The 17,212-nt window shown below is 68.0% G+C and carries 14 protein-coding genes and 1 pseudogene; 8 read left to right on the top strand and 7 right to left on the bottom strand.

The window, feature by feature from the left end:
- Positions 1-94: 94 nt before the first annotated feature.
- The 4 genes from AB0J95_RS49565 to AB0J95_RS49550 all read left to right on the top strand — a co-directional run bounded on the left by AB0J95_RS49565 (position 95) and on the right by AB0J95_RS49550 (position 4,733).
- Positions 95-835, top strand: a complete 741-nt coding sequence (locus AB0J95_RS49565; protein WP_364773576.1) for an SDR family oxidoreductase — start codon at positions 95-97, stop codon at positions 833-835.
- Positions 836-879: 44 nt separating this feature from the next.
- On the top strand, positions 880-1,803 hold the full coding sequence (locus AB0J95_RS49560; protein WP_364773575.1) for an SDR family oxidoreductase: 924 nt from the start codon (positions 880-882) through the stop codon (positions 1,801-1,803).
- Positions 1,804-1,895: 92 nt separating this feature from the next.
- Complete coding sequence (locus tag AB0J95_RS49555; protein WP_364773574.1) at positions 1,896-3,389, top strand: aldehyde dehydrogenase family protein; 1,494 nt, start codon at positions 1,896-1,898, stop codon at positions 3,387-3,389.
- A 30-nt stretch (positions 3,390-3,419) separates the two neighbouring features.
- Complete coding sequence (locus AB0J95_RS49550) at positions 3,420-4,733, top strand: FUSC family protein (RefSeq protein WP_364773573.1); 1,314 nt, start codon at positions 3,420-3,422, stop codon at positions 4,731-4,733.
- Between the two features lie 259 nt (positions 4,734-4,992).
- Here AB0J95_RS49550 and AB0J95_RS49545 read toward each other — a convergent pair whose 3' ends face one another.
- The 3 genes from AB0J95_RS49545 to AB0J95_RS49535 form a co-directional block, all read right to left on the bottom strand.
- On the bottom strand, positions 4,993-5,535 hold the full coding sequence (locus AB0J95_RS49545) for a RidA family protein (RefSeq protein ID WP_364773571.1): 543 nt from the start codon (positions 5,533-5,535) through the stop codon (positions 4,993-4,995).
- A 76-nt stretch (positions 5,536-5,611) separates the two neighbouring features.
- Positions 5,612-8,368, bottom strand: a complete 2,757-nt coding sequence (locus tag AB0J95_RS49540) for an AAA family ATPase (RefSeq protein WP_364773569.1) — start codon at positions 8,366-8,368, stop codon at positions 5,612-5,614.
- 22 nt (positions 8,369-8,390) lie between these two features.
- Positions 8,391-8,555 (bottom strand): hypothetical protein, encoded by a 165-nt coding sequence (locus AB0J95_RS49535; protein WP_364773567.1) that lies wholly within the window; start codon positions 8,553-8,555, stop codon positions 8,391-8,393.
- Positions 8,556-9,245: 690 nt separating this feature from the next.
- On the opposite strand from AB0J95_RS49535, the gene AB0J95_RS49530 reads away from it, so the two are divergent.
- From AB0J95_RS49530 to AB0J95_RS49520, 3 genes are read left to right on the top strand one after another with little or no spacing between them, the layout of a single operon-like run.
- A complete protein-coding gene (locus AB0J95_RS49530; protein ID WP_364773565.1) occupies positions 9,246-9,737 on the top strand; it encodes a (2Fe-2S)-binding protein in 492 nt (163 codons plus the stop codon).
- Positions 9,734-10,711: an FAD binding domain-containing protein gene (locus tag AB0J95_RS49525; RefSeq protein WP_364773564.1), complete on the top strand. Its 978-nt coding sequence runs from the start codon at positions 9,734-9,736 to the stop codon at positions 10,709-10,711. The genes AB0J95_RS49530 and AB0J95_RS49525 overlap by 4 nt, the downstream gene beginning before the upstream one ends.
- Positions 10,708-12,942 carry a xanthine dehydrogenase family protein molybdopterin-binding subunit gene (locus AB0J95_RS49520; RefSeq protein ID WP_364773562.1) on the top strand — a complete coding sequence of 745 codons (2,235 nt, stop codon included), beginning with the start codon at positions 10,708-10,710 and terminating at the stop codon, positions 12,940-12,942. The genes AB0J95_RS49525 and AB0J95_RS49520 overlap by 4 nt, the downstream gene beginning before the upstream one ends.
- Positions 12,943-13,122: 180 nt before the next feature.
- Here AB0J95_RS49520 and AB0J95_RS49515 read toward each other — a convergent pair whose 3' ends face one another.
- The gene (locus AB0J95_RS49515) at positions 13,123-14,046 is read right to left on the bottom strand and encodes a hypothetical protein (RefSeq protein ID WP_364773561.1); all 924 of its coding nucleotides are present in this window, start codon (positions 14,044-14,046) and stop codon (positions 13,123-13,125) included.
- 301 nt (positions 14,047-14,347) lie between these two features.
- On the opposite strand from AB0J95_RS49515, the pseudogene AB0J95_RS49510 reads away from it, so the two are divergent.
- Positions 14,348-14,739 (top strand): annotated as a pseudogene (locus AB0J95_RS49510) (leucine zipper domain-containing protein); the annotation flags it as partial.
- A 28-nt stretch (positions 14,740-14,767) separates the two neighbouring features.
- Here AB0J95_RS49510 and AB0J95_RS49505 read toward each other — a convergent pair.
- From AB0J95_RS49505 to AB0J95_RS49495, 3 genes are all read right to left on the bottom strand, one after another.
- Positions 14,768-15,004, bottom strand: a complete 237-nt coding sequence (locus AB0J95_RS49505) for a carbohydrate-binding domain-containing protein (RefSeq protein WP_364773560.1) — start codon at positions 15,002-15,004, stop codon at positions 14,768-14,770.
- A 93-nt stretch (positions 15,005-15,097) separates the two neighbouring features.
- Entirely contained in the window at positions 15,098-16,141 is a 1,044-nt protein-coding gene (locus AB0J95_RS49500; protein WP_364773559.1) for an aldo/keto reductase, read from the bottom strand.
- Between the two features lie 82 nt (positions 16,142-16,223).
- A complete protein-coding gene (locus tag AB0J95_RS49495) occupies positions 16,224-17,063 on the bottom strand; it encodes an SDR family oxidoreductase (RefSeq protein WP_364773558.1) in 840 nt (279 codons plus the stop codon).
- Positions 17,064-17,212 lie beyond the last annotated feature (149 nt).

The raw sequence follows: 17,212 nt of genomic DNA, 5'->3' as shown, positions 1-17,212 counted from the left end.
CGAACACGTCAGTGCGATGACGGATGCCCGCGCGGCGGACCGTGGACGAGTGTTGTGGCAGTCAACAGGATCGAACAACCGGAAGGAGTTCGCCATGTCCACTCCGGACACTCCAAGAGTCGCCGTTGTGACGGGTGGTTCTGGCGGCATCGGCCGCGACGTCTGTCAACGACTCGCCGCGGACGGCATGACCGTCGTCGTGCACTACGCCGGAAACCCGAACCGCGCCAAGGCTGTTGTCGAATCGCTCGCCGCCGCCGGCGCCACCGCGACCAGCGTCGGCGCGGACGTCGCCGACGAGGAGCAGGTCGCCGCGCTGTTCGATGAGGTGGAGCGGATCCACGGCGGTGTGGACGTCGTCGTGCACACCGCCGGCATCATGCTGCTCTCACCGCTGGTCGACCTCGACCTCGCCGACTTGGACCGGATGCATCGGACCAACATCCGGGGGACTTTCGTGGTCAACCAGCAGGCGGCGCGCCGGCTGCGCCGCGGCGGGGCGTTGGTGAACTTCTCCTCCTCGGTCGTGAAGCTCGCGCTGCCGACGTACACCGCCTACGCCGCCACCAAAGGCGCGGTGGACGCCGTGACTCTGACGCTGGCCCGGGAGTTGCGAGGCCGCGACATCACCGTCAACGCGGTGGCTCCCGGCCCCACAGCGACACCACTGTTCCTCAACGGCAAGGACCAGGACACGATCGACCACCTCACGAGCATGGCCCCGCTGGAGCGGCTCGGCACGCCCGCGGACATCGCTGAGGTCGTCGCGTTCCTCGCCGGCCCCGCCCGCTGGGTCAACGGGCAGATCGTCTACGCCAACGGCGGAATCGCCTGACTGTCCACAACAGACGCAACGATAACTCCCAGGGAGGCAACATCATGTCCAGGACCATCGTCATCACCGGGGCGTCCAGTGGTTTCGGGGCGCTGACCGCCCGCGAACTGGCCGGCGCCGGGCACACCGTGTACGCCGGCATCCGCGGCACCACCGGCCGCAACGCCGCCGCGGTGCGGGAACTGCAGGAGTACGCCACCAGCAACTCGGTCGATCTGCGTGCCCTGGAAATGGACGTGTCGGACCAGGAGTCCGTGGACGACGCGATCGCCCAAGTCCTGGAGCGCTCCAACCGCATCGACGTCATCATCCACAATGCGGGGCACATGGTGCTCGGCCCGGCGGAGGCGTTCACCCCTGAGCAGCTCGCGTCCGTGTACGACACGAACGTCCTGTCCACGCAACGGGTCAACCGGGCGGTACTGCCACATCTGCGAGCGCAGCGTGACGGTTTGGTTGTCTGGGTCGGCTCCAGCTCGACCCGCGGCGGCACTCCCCCGTACCTCGCGCCCTACTTCGCGGCCAAGGCCGCGGAGGACTCGCTCGCGGTCAGCTACGCCGCCGAACTCGCCCGGTTCGGCGTCGACACGACCATCATCGTGCCGGGCTCGTTCACCCGGGGCACCAACCATTTCGCCCACGCCGGATACCCCGCCGACAAGGCGATCGCCGCCGAGTACGAGACGTTGTACGCCGGTCTGATGGACCAGGTGGCCGCCAAGCTCGCCGAGCTGTCCCCGCCCGACGCCGACCCGGCCGAGGTCGCACGCCAGATCACCCGGGTCGTCGGTCTGCCCAAGGGGCAGCGGCCGTTCCGGGTGCACATCGACCCGGCCAACGACGGCGCGGAAGAGGTCAACGCCCTGGGTGACCGTATCCGCAGCCAGTTCTACGAGCGCGTGGGACTTGCCGACCTGCTGGGCCCCGCATTGGACACCGACGCGGGCCTCACGGCCACCTCGGCGTGACGCCGTGTTCGGGCGGCCGGTACGCCCCGGCCCGCCCGAAACCACCCGATCCGTTTACCCCACGATCCCGCCTGCATCTCCCGGAGGAGACGATGACCGCCACCGATGTCCCCGCCCAGAACAGCACTGTCATCACCCGTGGCTTCCTCGCCGGTGACAGCGAACTCCAAGCGCTGTCCGGCCGCACGACAGACGACCTGAACCCCGTGACCGGGCAGGTGTACGCGCGCTTTCCCGCCGCGGACGTCGCCGACGTCACCCGTGTGGTCGACGCTGCCCACGCCGCCTTCGAGACCTGGGCCGGCACTGCTCCGTCCGAGCGGCGAGGCATCCTTGAGCGCGCCGCCGACCTGCTGGTCGAACGGGCCGGGCAGTTCGCTGAGCTCATGCGCCAGGAGACCGCGGGCACCCGCACCTGGGCCGAGTTCAACATCTCCATGTCGGCCACGCTCCTGCGCCAAGCCGCCACGATGGCTACGCGGCCGAGCGGCACGCTGCTGTCGACCGACGTCCCCGGGCAGTGGTCCATGGCGGTCAAGGCACCTGCGGGCGTGGTGGTGGCCTTCGTGCCGTGGAACGGACCGCTGATCCTGTGCACCCGCGCGGTCGCGGTCGCGCTCGCGACCGGCAACCCCGTGGTCATCCGCCCGAGCGAGGACGCCCCGCTCACGTCCGGGTACTTCCTTGCCGACGTGCTGCGCGACGCCGGTGTGCCCGCCGGTGCCATCAACGTCATCACCAATGACCGGGCGGACGCCCCAGCGGTGGTCGACGCGCTCATTTCCGACAAGCGCGTCCGGCGCGTCAACTTCACCGGCTCGACAGCGGTCGGGCGCATCGTCGGCTCGATCGCCGGGCGCGAGCTCAAGCCGGTCATGCTCGAACTGGGCGGCAAGAACCCGATCCTGGTTCTGGATGACGCCGACCTGGACCACGCGGCCAACGGCGTCGCCCTGGCGAAGTTCCTCAACGCCGGGCAGATCTGCCTGTGCGTCGACCGGGTCATCGTCCACCGCGCCGTGGTGGACGAGTTCACGGCGAAGTTCGTCGACAAGGTCCGTGCACTGGACCGGGGCAACACCAACGACGAACACACCATCGTCGGACCGATGATCAACGCGCGGGCAGCCGAGCGGGTCGCCGGTCTGGTCGCGGACGCTGTGGCCAAGGGAGCGCGTGTCCTGTACGGCGGCGGCAAACCAGAGGGCGCGTACCACCCGCCGACGGTGCTGGACGCAATCACCCCGCAGATGCGGATCTACTCCGAGGAGATCTTCGGTCCAGTTGCGACGATCCACACTGTTGACGACGACGAGCAGGCGCTGGCATTGGCCAACGACACGGCATACGGCTTGAGCAGCGGCGTCTACACGGAGAACGCCGGCCGTGGTCTCGCGGTCGCCCGGCGGCTGGAACACGGTTCGGTCCACGTCAACGACCAGTCCGTCGCCGACGAACCAGAAGCGCCGGTGGGCGGCGTCAAGGACAGCGGCTTCGGTCACTTCGGCAGCGACTGGGGGGTGGAGTTCTTCACCGAGACCCGCTGGATCACCGTCGCCGACCGGCACACGCCGTACCCGTTCTGATCGCCCGGCCATCGGCCTGAGGAGAACGACATGACGACCGTCGCACAGGCTGGCAAGGCGGGCAGGCGGTGGGTCCGCGCCCTGGTAGGAAGCGCGGGCCCACCTCGGCTGATCCCCGCCGCCCGAACGGGTGTCTGCACAGGTCTCGCCGTGGCCGTTGGCGTCGCAGCCGATCGGCCCGATTGGGGACTCGTCGCCGTCCTCGGCTGCTTCACGTCCCAATACGCCCCGCGCGACGTGGGGCGGCGCGCCGCCCTCATGCTCACCGGGATCACGCTGAGCCTGTCTCTCGCGGTCCTGGTAGCCGGACTGCTTGGCCCACATCACTTCTGGGCCGTGGTCTGCACCGCCGTCGGCGCGGCGATCACTACCGTCCTCGTTCCCGCCCTGGCGGTCCCACCCCCGGGCATGTCGGTGATCGTGATCGCCACTGCGGTGGCCACCGGGTTGCCTTCCGGCCACACGGCCCGAAACGCCCTGCTCGTTCTGGCCTCCGGCTGTGGATGCGTCGTCATCGCCGTCGTGGAAACCGCAGTGCGCACGGTTCTCCTACGACGCACCACTGTCACGGCGTCCTCACCGCGACTGTCCCTACGGGAGTGGTGGGAGTTCCACATCCGACACTCCCCTGCCTTGCTCATGGCCGCCCGAGTAGGCGGAACGGTGTTCGTCGCCGGCGTCCTCGCCAATGCGGCCGCCTCCGCATTGGGAACCAGCCGCCCCTACTGGGCGATGGCCGCAGCCGCGGCGGCGATGGGCACCGGCAGCCACGGCGTAGCCGTGCGAACGCGCGTCACGCACTATCTACTCGGCTCATGCGCCGGAGTCGCTGTGGCTGCCGCCATACTTTTCAGCAGCCCCGATCCGTACCTCATCGCCGTCTTGTTGGCATCGTTGATGTTCGGCGCGGAGTTCGTCGTCATCCGCAGCTATGCCATCGCGTTGGTGTTCATCACCCCGCTGGCGCTCCTCATCGCACACACCGGGCGAGCCGAGGCCCTGCCTGGCCTCGTGACCGATCGCCTGCTGGAAACCGCCATCGGCTGCACCTGCGCGCTCCTGGCCAGTCTCGTCATCACGAAGCGGTGGGCCCAACGCCAACTCACTGCCAGCAGCACCGCGACACTCCACGCCATCAATGCAACCTTGGCAGCCAGTCCAACGAGCCTCGACCGTGAACTGCACGCGCTGTGCCTTCACAGCAGCCGCCTCGATCTCGTTCGCTCACGAGTGAGCGGCGAACGCAGAGCTGTCCGCAGCGCGACGGCATCAGCGCTGCAATGGGCAGCTCAGGTCAGTGCGCAGGCCGCCGATCTCGTGCGAGCCGTCAGCCGTACTGGATGAGACAACCGTTCTCGCCAGCCGGCTTCCGCGGAGCGAACCGACGTCGTCGTCGATCCGCCCGGCACGAGGACATGGCCATGCTGGCCGATCAGCTCGTCACGTGACCAAGGACTGTCCACTCACGGCGCTTCGATGGCGGCGGTGACCTGACAGGACTCACCTTCTCGACACTTCCTCAACCTCACGCCGAACTGCCATCAGCGACGGGCCCTACCAGATTCGAAGGACGGGAAACGGCATACGGCTCCGCCGCCACTGGTCAACGGGCGGCGATGGCCTCGATCTCCAGCAGGACACCTGGCTGAGCCAGCCGCTCCACGCCGATCGCCGCGCTCGTGGGCATGATGCCCTCCGTCCGCAGCCGGGCCGCGACCCGGTCGAAGTTCTTCACGAACAGGTCTTCATCGGTGGTCGAGTACCGCAGTTGCGTGATGTCCGAAGGGTGGTAGCCCGCCTTGCGGACCTGCTCCACGACCTGGTCGAAATCCCGGTCGATCTGTGCGGGCATGTCCCACAGGTGCACATAGGTCTTGCCGTCCGGGCTCTTCGGGGTCTGGCCTGCCACGAAGAGGATCCCACGTGGGTTACGCACTTCGTGGGTCTGATACAGCAGTGGCGGGTTCGCATCAGCTGGCCAAGGCTCACCCACGACGTGGTTGCCACCAGGATGTGCCTGAGGCTGTGCGTCGTCATTGGACGCCGCCGCGGGCAGGATGCTCACCGCAGCCACAACGAGGGCGGTCGACGCGGCACGGGTGAGCAGCCGCCGCGTCCTGGCCGGAACGTTCTCCCGAATCGACATAGGACCATGCTGCTGCGCGGAACGACCCCCGCGAATCGTGGTACGACCACGAGATGAACCACGAGAAGCCGGACCATCAGGGCGGCGGCAGAATGCCGGAAAGTTGTGCGCGGCCGCTGATCCCCAGCTTGCGGTAGACGGCGGTCAAGTGGGTCTCAACCGTTCTGAGTGTGAGGTGAAGCGCTGCGGCGATGTCACGATTGGTCTGTCCGGCAGCGGCCCGGTCGGCGACACGCCGCTCGCCGACGGTCAGCGCATCGACTCCTGTCGCAGCGCGGGACCGCGGTCGTGCTCCGGCGGCCGTCATCCCAGCGCGCGCAGTGTCAGCGATTCCGCGGGCCGAGCACCATTCGGCCTCCGCCCAAGCGGCCTCGAACGTGCGGCGGGCGACGCTCGACCGGCCACGACCTGCTTGCGCGGCCGCCAGGCTCAGCAACGACTTCGCCAACTCCAGCCGGGTCTCCGTACTGTCGAGAACCTCGGCCGAACGAGACAACAGGTCCAGCGCTGCCTGCCCGGACGCCGCCTCGCCACGGGCGCGCAGTGCCATGCCGATTGCCCTGACCGTGCCCCATGCGCGGGCGTGCTCCCACGCCTGCGACGCCAATCGTTGTGCTGCCTCGGTTTCGCCGAGCTCTGCGTGCGATCGCGCGGCGAGCAGCTGCCACGAACGCTCCGGCCATGGACAGGATTTCGCGTAGTCCAACGCCAACGCAAGGGCTTCCCGGTTACGGCCCTGCGCGGCCCGGGTGAACGCGCAGTCCAACCGGACATCCACCACGTTCCCGGCGGACGCGTCCATCAGGTCATCGGCCAGACGGCCAGCTGTTTCGATCTCACCGCGCTCGGCGAATATGGCCATCCTGGTCGCGAGGGGGATGAGCCGTAACCTGCCCCAGTGCTCGAGCGGCAGGTTGACCATCACCTCCTCGTTGAGCTTGAGCGCCTCAGCCAAGTTGCCTGTCTGCAACGCGATACGCGACCGTGCGTCGATGAGGGTGACAAGTCCCAGCACAGCCCTGGTGCGGCGCGCATGACGGATGGCTTCGTCGCAATACCGAGCCGCGTTCACGGCTGAACCTGCCAGCGCCAGCGCGCGGACCGCGTGCTGCGCCGCGAACGGAGGCAGATCCGCCACTCCGGGCGCCAGCGCGCGTTCGGCCAGAGCAGCGACTCGCTCGGCGTCCCATCCTGGCGCGACGGTCGCGACAGCGGCCAGGACAGCGAGCACCGCACGTTCTCCGGGCGTTTCGCCGGACAGCGCGGTTTCCGCTTCGTCGACCTCGTGCAACATGGACTCGCCGATGCCGTAGACGACCTGCCCGGCGAGTCGGACGGCATCAAGCCGAAGCGCGAGTTCGCGATCGTCCGAGGCCAGCTTGGCCGAGATCCGGGTGAGCACCGCCTCAGCATCCGCAGGCCGTCCCTCACGCAGGAACACGTCGGCGAGCACTTCGGCGGCCGCTGCCTGCACCGCGGGATCACGCACTCGGTCCAGCACGACTGTGAGACGGCGCCAAGCGACCGCTGGGCGTTGGACCGCTTCGGCCAGCCCGAGGTCCAACTCAGCAGCATGCCGTTCCTGATCGCTCAGCTGTTCCTCAAGTGCCCTCGTCAGATAACGCGCGGCACCGTCCGGCGCGCCACGAATCGCCGCATCCCTCGCGGCGCACAGCAGCGTGGCAGCCACCCACGGTGCCTGTGGCGCCGGCACATTGAGCAGGTGAGCGCATATGCGTTCTGCATCAGCGTTCGCGTCGTACAACAGCATGGCGGCTCTCAGGTGCGCGCGCTGCCTCCAGCCGATCTCCAACCCGCCGAGCACTGCCTCACGGCCGAGTGGGTGCGCCCACCGCAGTTCTGTGCAGGACGCCAGCAATCCGAGGTCGCGCAACTGATCCTCTGCGCGCACGCTGGCGCTGTCGTCCAGCCCGGCAAGCTTTCCCACAACGGTGCCATCTTCGGCTGAGCCGAGTATCGCCAGCGCGGCGGCGAACTCCCGTGTCCGTTCAGGCACCGTGGCCAGCCATGCTTGGACGAACCCAGCGAATCGGGTGACCACCGGCCCGGACAGGGGATCGAGGCCGGCGGAGATCGATGTGATCAGTGCTTGAACCAGCAGCGGGTTGCCCCCAGTCAGCTGAGCACAAGACATCACCAGCTCAGGTTCCGGACGGCCCGGCAGGCGGCCCATCAGCACCTCGATCACCTGTTGCTCGGAGAACCGTTGCAGCCGCACATTCCGGTAACCCGGTCCAGGGTCAAGGATCCGCAACGAATCACCTTCCTCACCGCTGCGTACGGTGAGTACTACCAATATCCGCGACCGCGTGGCTTTGCGGACCAGGTAACGCAACCAACGCAGAGACGGCAGATCAGCCTTCTGCAGATCGTCCACCACCAACACCAAAGGTGCCGTTGTGGCGATGCGCAACGTCAGCCGGAACAACGCATGCAGGACGGTACGTGGCGCGTCGCCGAGAGCGTTGGCCTCGCCCACACACGGGATCGAGGAGAACACATGAGTGGCCGGCTGTGCCGGTCCGGAAAACATGCGTTCCGCGTCCTGCTCCGGCCAATCCGCAACGAGCGGCTCGAACAACTGCCGCACCACGCCGAACGGAAAGTCCCGCTCCAGCTCGTCACATCGGGCACGCAGCACATACGTACCAGGAAACGCCCGACGCACCTCATCCGCGAACGCGTCGACAAGTTTCGTCTTGCCCAGTCCTGCCGCACCTTCGATGACCACGAGACCCGGCCGGCCTTGCGCGGCGGCGCGCGCATCGGAAACCAGAGAGGCGAGTTCAGCCGGGCGATCGAAGAGGTCCATCATCGTTCCGTCGCATGTGGACTCAGGCATGGAACGGTGGCGGTACCTGTTCGGCGAGCACGATGGACTTCAGCGGGTCGGGAGTCTCCGTACGGACCTCCCGAGCAGGCGTGGCGGCCCAGGCTGGGCACGCCTCGGAAGTGAACGTGCCGCTGATCAGTGGCTTGTAGTGCGCTTCGAGGGGCATGCCGGCTCCTTCCCACCGCCCATCATCGCCGCCGATCACTACTTAGTCAAAATCACTGATCGTCAGCGATCTTGACCCTAGTGCCGAGCCCCGGGGTACCCACGCGTTTGACGACGTATGCGGCTTTACTTCGGGGCCAACCGTCGATGACCTGGCAGGATCTTGCCAGCCGTGCGTTCAATGGTGTCCGGCTCGGTGATGTCGACCGCCACGCTGATTCCGACGCACGGCACACGTCCACCGTGCCGCGCCATGTCAAAACTCCGGACCGACCGCGATGGTCGCGCGTCGACACCACGGCGGACTTGCCGGAAGGACGAGCGCGTCGATCGCGCTGCTCTCGACAGGATGTTCTTGCCCAGGGACTCGTGTGCGACGACGAATTCGTTCGCACACTGGGCGGCTGCACAACTGATCTCATCAGGCGATCCGGAACGGGCAACGGTGGTGATGACCGGGCATGTGCGTGGAACCAGCCGCGGCACGGCGCTCCGCAACGCGGTGGGCGCGCTCCGCTGACGCCTGGTTCCCCGGCGCAGACGCACGGACAGGAACGTCAGTAAAACGACTGATGCCGAGCCCGGCGCTGGCCTGGCACCGTAATCGCGTGCATGACGGCCGCCTGGGTACCGCGCTCCGGAGTGGAGGGCGGTCGGCGGCTGGATCCGAGCGGTGTGGAGGAGCGTTGCGATGAACGAAGTTTCCCCCGGTCACACTGTGCGGACAGCGGTGATCGTCAACGGCGAGCAGGTGGACCTCGATCATGACGCGCGGGTGACCCTCCTGGACTTCCTGCGCGAAAACCAGGGCCTGACCGGGGCGAAGAAGGGATGCAACCGCGGCGAGTGCGGCAGCTGCACGGTACTGGTCGGGGGACGGCGAGCAAACGCCTGCATGGTGTTGCTGGCCGGCATTGACGGCGCCGAGGTCACCACGGTGGAGGGTCTGACGGTCGACGGTGAGCTGCATCCGATGCAACGCGCGTTCGTGGACCACGACGCGTTCCAGTGCGGGTTCTGCACTCCCGGACAGATCATGTCCGCGGTGGCGTGCGTGGCTGAGGGGCATGTCGGCGACGACGGTGAGATCCGGGAGTGGATGAGCGGCAACATCTGCCGCTGCTCCGCCTATCCGCAGATCACCGCCGCCGTGGCGACCGCGGCGAAGGAGATGCGGTCATGATCCCGTTCACCTACGAACGAGTGGGCACCGTGGCCGAGGCGGTGGAACACAGCACAGCGCCGGGCTCGATGCTGATCGCCGGCGGCACCGAGGTGGTCAACTGGCTGCGGCTGGGTGTGCACGGTCCCGCCACGCTGGTGGACCTGAAAACCGTGCCCGGACTAGCGGACATCTCGCTCGTCGGCGAAACCGTCCACATCGGGCCCTTGGTCAGGCTGGCCGACGTGGCCGCCCACCCATGGGTGGCACAACGGTTTCCGGTGCTGCGCGAGTCGATCCACCTGGCCGCCTCCGCCCAGCTGCGCAACTTGGCCACCATCGGCGGGAATCCTCTGCAGTACACCCGGTGCCCGTACTTCCGGGCCGAGGCCGAGACGCCGTGCACCAAGCGCCGGCCCGGCTCCGGGTGCGCCGCGCGGCACGGAATCACCGACAACCAGGCCATCTTCGGCTGGACCGATGACTGTGTCGCAGTGCAGCCATCGGACCCGGGCACCGCGCTGGCCGCGCTCGACGCGGTCTACGTCACCCGTCATGCCGACGGTGGCCGGCGCATCGCGGCTCGGGAGTTGAACACGCTGCCCAGTCAGGACGCGGTTGCACACAACATGTTGCGACCGGGAGAGGTCATCACTGACATCGAGATCACCGGCACCGCGCCAACCTCGACGTATCTCAAAGTGCGCCCGCGGGCTAGCTACGAGTTCGCCACTGTGGCGGTGGCAGTCGCGTTAGAAGTCGACGGGGATCTGGTGCGGCGGGCCCGAATCGCGCTTGGTTCGGTGGCGATGCGGCCGTGGCGGCTGGATGCGACGGAGCGGCTCCTGGTCGGGCACCGAATCGGCAGTGCCGCCGCGCAGCGAGCGATCGAGGCCGGTTTCGCTGACGCGAAGCCGCTCCCCGGCAACGAATACAAGATCACCCTCGCCCGTAACGCGGTCGCGCGGGCGCTACGGCAGGCGGTGACGGCATGAACGTGACCACGATGGGGACTGGCGTGCGCAGGCTCGATGGGCCAGCGAAGGTGACCGGCGCCGCGATGTTCGCCGCGGACCACCGACCTACCGGAACGTTGCACGCGGTGCTGGTCGGCTCGCCAGTGCCGGCGGGTTCCCTCACGCACCTGGACACCACCGCGGCGCTGGCGGTGCCCGGTGTGGTTGCCGTGCTCGGCCCCGGGGACCTGCCCCGCCCGGACCCGCGGCTGGACGAGGTCAGCGTGCCGCCATTGGCGACTCGTTTTCTGCCATTGCAAGACGACCGGATCTGCTACCACGGTCAGGCGGTGGCGGTCGTGCTCGCGGGCTCGCTGCAGGACGCCGAACACGCCGCCACGCTCGTACGGCCGCACATCGCGCCGGCGCCGTTCGTCGTCCCGGCCGACGCGCCGGTCCGCGACGCGACAACCGCCGAGGGTTACGCCCAGTTGATGCCGCTGACCGAGCAGGTCGGCGAACCGATCGACCCCCGCGAGGCGCCGGTGCACGTGGCAGCGACCTACGCCCAGCCCGACCGGCACAACAACCCGATGGAGCCCTCGGCGATCGTCGCCGAATGGGACGGCGACACACTGACAGTGACCGACTCGGTCCAGCATGTGTACGCTGTGCGAGACACCCTGGCCGCGGCCCTGGGGCTGGACCAGGAGAAGGTCCTGGTGCGTTCGCCACACACCGGGGGTGGGTTCGGCGCGAAGGCGTTCGTCTGGCCGCACGAGATCATCGCCGCCCAGGTGGCCTGGGTCATGGGCCCGGGCCGACCGGTCAAGCTGGTGCTGACGCGGGCGCAGATGTACGCCATGGTCGGCTACCAGCCCGCGATGTGGCATGACGTCGCGCTCGGCGCGGCCGGCAACGGCTCACTGATCACCGTTCGGCACGATGCCGTCAACACCACCGCCGTGACCGAGGACTACGTCGAGTTCGCCACGGCGACCGCGCTCAGCCTGTACGCGTCGCCGTCGATCAGCACCAGCCAGCGTGTGCGGCGCGGCCACGTGAACCTGCCAACGTTCATGCGGTCACCGCTGGACGGGCCAGGCACTTGGGCGCTGGGCTCCGCGATCGACGAGTTGGCGCACGCGGCCGGCATCGACCCGCTGGACCTGCGGCTGATCAACCACGCGGACACCGAACCGGCCACCGGCAAGCCGTGGACGTCCAAGAAGCTGGTGCAGGCATACGGTGAGGCCGCCCGGAGGTTCGGTTGGCGGACGCGGCCCATCGGCGGCACGGTCGACGGCCAGTGGCGCATCGGGTGCGGCATGGCCGACGCGACCCAGGGCCAGTTCCGGTTCCCCTCGCAGGCCCGGCTGGTCATGGACCGCACCGCAACGGTCACTCTCGAAGTGGGTTTCACCGACATCGGCCAGGGACCGGGCACGGTCTTCCCCCAGGTCGCGGCCAGCGTTCTCGGGCTGCGCCCCGAGCAGATCCGGGTCAAGTACGGCGACGCGCGGCTGCCGTTCGCCGGTCCCACCTACGGTTCGGGCACAACTATCGGAGTGGGCGCGGCCGTGTTGGACGCCGCGCAGCGGTTGCGCGGCGAACTGGCCCGCATCGCCGGGTGGCCCGCCGACGAGGTGTCCTGCGCCGACGGGCGGTTGCGCCGCGACGGCAGCCAACGGGTGCCGTTCAGCCGCACGGACGAGGACATTCCGTTCACCGCGTTGATGGCTCTCCACGGCGGTGAGGTGGCCGTGGAGGGATCCTTCGCGCTACCCGGCGGCGTGCCCGCGGACGCCGGGCCTGCTGAGTACGCCACCCGCACGTTCGGTGCGGTGTTCGTCGAAGTCGCCGTTGACCCGGAACTAGGGCTGCTACGACTGCGCCGCGCTACCGGCGTCTACAGCGCCGGCCGCATTGTCAACGAGCGCACTGCCCGGTCCCAGATGATCGGTGGCATCGTGTGGGGCTGGGGAATGGCCGCGCTGGAGGCCAGCACGTTCGAACCGGCGCTCGGGCGGTGGCACTCGCAGAACCTGGCCGGTGTCGCGCTGCCGGTCAACGCCGACATCCCTGCCGCCATCGACATCGCCTTCATCGACGAGTTCGACGAACACGCCGGACCTCTGGGCGCCAAGGGCATTGGAGAGCTGTCCGCGACCGGTACCGCAGCAGCAGTGGCGAACGCCGTCTACGACGCCATCGGCGTGCGGGTACGCGACCTGCCGATCACTCCGCAGCGGCTCCTCCGCAGGGGCTGACACGGTCAACTACGACTATCCATATGCGACGGTCATGTTCACATGGCGGGCATCGCGTGTACGCGGCTGCTGTCCGGTCGTGAATCATTCGGCGCGCCCACCAGCCGGACCGTCGTCGCATCCGGCCGGTGGGCCAAGCGAAGCACCGCGTTGCCGGCGAGACCTACGAGCAGGCCACGATCACACGGTCATCCGCCACAGACGGCCACCGCTGCTGTAGTCGGTGATCAGCGCCTTGCCGAAACGATCGAGGCTGAAGTCCGAGACAGACACGTCGCGCAGATCACCAACTGTGCGCTCCTGGGTGCTGCCCGCCTCGATCCGGTGCAGGATGGAGGCGGCTTCCATGAAGTAGATCGTGCCGTTGTCGGTGACAGCGATGTGCGTCGGTTCGTAGAATCCAGACACCAAAGTGGACACTTTCCCGGTGGCGAGGTCGACCTGGCGGATCGGTCCACCGAGGTCGGCGACCACCGCTCGGTCACCGTCGATGGCCACGTCCATGGCCATCCAAAACCCCGTGGTGACGGCCTGAGCGCCCGAATCGACGCGCCACAGCGTGTTCCCGCCGACTGTATACGTGACACCGTTGTGTCTGGTCACGCCTTGCAGATGGGTCAGCCCAGACGCGATCACCTGCGCGGCGCCGCTGGCGGCATCGACACGCAGCACCCGCCCGTTCCAATCGGCGACATACACGCCAGTGGTGTCAGCCGCTACACCGCGGAGATTGCCCAATCCACTGGCCAGTACGGCGCTCGAACCGGTCGCGATATCAACCTTGCGCAGCTGACCGTTCATGTAGCCGACATAGGCCTTGCCGGCGAACTCCGCGGCTCCAAAGCCCTGGTCCATCCCGCTCGCGACGAGCCGGCAAGTCTGCGACGGGCAAGGGATGGCAGACGCTGCATTGGCAGGCACGGCCGCAGCCAGCAACACCATGGCGGCGACGCTGGCTGCGCGCCGAAGTTTCGAAAGGTTCACACCGACTCCATTCCACGGACGACAGAACTGGACACTGATCAGCCCAACGAGACTTACGCCCGCGAGCAGCCGCCGGATCACGATCGAGCTGGCAGATGCTTGCCAGTTGTCGCTCTGCAATCACGAACCCTGTTCGACGTGTGACGCCTCTGCCGGCGAGCGCGCCTGCGTGTGCACATGAGGTTCGTGCGCATTCGCACACCGGACAACGTAATCCCTCGGCGTCGGAATGTGAGACTCCAGACCTTCTCTTGCGCGACCAAATCCCCACACCAAGGAGCACCCATTGTGGCCACGTGTCCAGATATGTCGAGGATCGGACGGGCCAGGCGCACGCGTCGCCACGTTCACAACATTCCTGGGCAGTACACCTAGCTGTTGTGGGACATGAGATCGTCCCGTCGAACAGAGAGACCCATCCGTGCTCCACGGTAACGCCTCGCTGTCCGTCGAAGGCCGCCGCCGTCTCGTCGAACGCTGCCAATCCGCCCGATCGCGCATGTCGCCGCGGAAAGGTGCATCTACCGCCAATGCGCCTCGAAATGGGTCAACCGCTACCGCCGGTCCGGCGAGGCCGATCTGCTGGATCGGCCCAGCGTCCCGCACCACCAGCCCACCGCCACCCCGGCCGAGGTCATCGTCCGGATCGAACAGCTACGTCGTTCCGGCAAGCACCCGGTTCGCCGCATCGCTGTGGAACTGGCGGACGAAGGCGCCACGATATCGGTGCGCACGGTCAGCCAGCACCTGGCGCACCTCGGGCTCAACCGTCGAGAGTTCCTCGACCCCACCGGCGAGACCAACCGGCACCCGCCCGATCATCGCCCGCTGTGTCGTACACCTACCTGCACTCCGCGCCGTCGACAGTGATCCGTAACAGGCCCCCGGTGTTCGGGGCTGGCCACGCGAAACGCAGGTTCATCGTGCCCTGCATGGGCACTTCCTTCCACTGCAGCCATTCCCCCGTCGCCGTGTCGCCGACGTTCCAGCCACCGCCTGAGTCCGTGGTGGTCTGCACGACCAGGTTGTCACCGCGGTAGACGCCGAACCGGTTGCCCGCCGTGGTGTCGCCCCGCACCGAACCGATCGGCGAGCACCGCGTCGAAGAGCTACTCCTTGGAGCCAAACCGCTTCGAACCAGGCAGGGCCTGCCAGATGCGGGCCTCGCTGGCTAAGAGCTCATCCCGTTGATCGTCGTGGCGCCCTGCTGTGCCGGGAAGCCAAGGGTGTTCAGGAAGGGCACCGGGAAGTTCAGCTCGGGGGTGGTCAGTCCGTCGAGTTCGGCCAGCTCGTCGGGTGTCAGCGTGGTCTGCAGGGAGGCCAGGTTGGCGGTGAGCTGGTCGACGGTGCGGGCGCCAATGATGGTCGAGGTGATCATTGGTTGTTGACGTACCCAGGCCAGGGCTGTGGCCGCGATGGTGGTGTCGTGCGCGGCGGCGATCCGGCCGAGAGTGTCGATCAGCGACCAGGTTCGCTCGGTGAGGTGGCGGGCGACGAACGCGCCACGCCCGGACCCGGCGGGGTTGGGGTTGTCCCGCGTGTACTTGCCGGTGAGCATGCCGTTGGCGAGTGGGCTCCACGGCATGATGCCCAGTCCCAGCTCCTGTGCGGCGCCGAACAGTTCGCCCTCGGAGGTGCGTTCCAGCAGGTTGTATTCCAGCTGGATGGCGGCGATCGGGGTCCAGCCGCGCCATTCGGCCAGCGTGGCCATCCGCGCCACCGCCCACGCCGGTGTGTCGGACAGGCCCACGTAGCGGACTTTCCCCTCCCGGACCAGATCGTCCAATGTGGACATGGTTTCTTCCAGCGGGGTGTGCCGGTCCCAGTTGTGCTGCCAGTACAGGTCGAGGTAGTCGGTGCCGAGCCGGTTCAGCGACTCGTTGATGTGGCGGCGGATCGCTTTGCGGCCGGTGCCACCGTTGTTGGGGTCGTGCGGATCCATGGTCAGCGCGAACTTGCTCGCGATGACCAGCCGGTCGCGCAGGCCGGGGTTCTTGCCGAGGTAGGTGCCGATGACCCGCTCGGACTCGCCGTCCATGTAGCGGTTGGCGGTGTCGATGAAGTTGCCGCCCGCGTCCAGGTAGCGCTCGAGGATCTCGATCGAGGTGGCTTCGTCGGCGCCCCAGGACGGGTCGCCGAAGGTCATCGTGCCCAGGGCCAGCGGGCTCACGCGCAGACCGGTGCGGCCGAGCGTGCGGAAGTCGGTGAGGCTCATTTTCTGTTCTCCAGGACGTGGTCGGTGACGGCGGCCGGGATGCGGTCGTAGGCCGCCATGGGGGTGCCGCGGCAAGCCGCGGTCAAGCCGGGAAGTCGGTCGAGGTAGCCAGTGCGAGTCCGGCCTCGACCTCACGCAGGCGGTCGGACAGGGCGGCGTGGACGGCCTGGTAGGCGTCGCTGCCCAGAACCAGCCGGCGCGGGGCTGGGGTGACCGAGGCGGACGTGATGATCGCGGCGGCGACGCGAGCCGGATCGCCGGGTGCCGTGCCGGTCAAGTTGCCGCCCGAACCATCGAGGTACTGGCGGATCCGGCCGACCGGGGTTCCGGCGTACGCGGGGCTGGCCGGCGCGACCGACAGTGCCGCCCCGAACCCGGTGCGCACACTGCCCGGCTCGACCATGGTGATGCCGATGCCGAACGGCGCGACCTCACCGATGATCGACTCGAGGAAACCCTCGACTCCCCATTTCGACGCGTGGTACATGCTTGCGCCGGGACCGCTGATCTGCGCGCCCATCGTGGAGGTCTGGATGATCCGGCCGCCGCCTTGCGCCCGCAGGAACGGCAGGACCGCGCGGACGAGCTGGATCGGGCCGGTCATGTTGACGGCGATCTGCTCGGCGATCGCCTCGTCGGTCAGCTCCTCGGCCGCGCCGACCGCACCACGGCCGGCGTTGGAGAACACCACGTCGATCCGGCTGAGGTCCTCGAACGCCCGGGTGACGACCGCACGCACCGCCGCCGTGTCTGTGACGTCGAGGTCCGCCGTCCAGATCTGATCCGGGTATTTCGCCGCCAGGTCATCGAGCCGGCCCGCATCCCTGGCCGTGGCCGCGACCTGGTGCCCCGCCGCCAGCAGTTGTTCGGTCACCTCCCGCCCGATCCCGGCGGACGCGCCGGTCACGAACCACTGAGTCATCCTCGACACTCCTCATTTAAATCCAACCGGATGGTTTATTTCACCGTAGCCTCCACCGTGCGTGACGTCAAACCATCCGGTTGGTTTAAACCAGCGACGTGCCCTGTGTCACATCTGCCGGGAGCCCGGCCAGGACGAGCCAGCGGACT

This window comes from Actinocrispum sp. NPDC049592, assembly GCF_040675465.1.
Classification (GTDB): Bacteria; Actinomycetota; Actinomycetes; order Mycobacteriales; family Pseudonocardiaceae; genus Kibdelosporangium.
The sequence above is the reverse complement of the archived record's forward strand: the minus strand, read 5'-3'. Positions and strand labels throughout refer to the sequence as shown.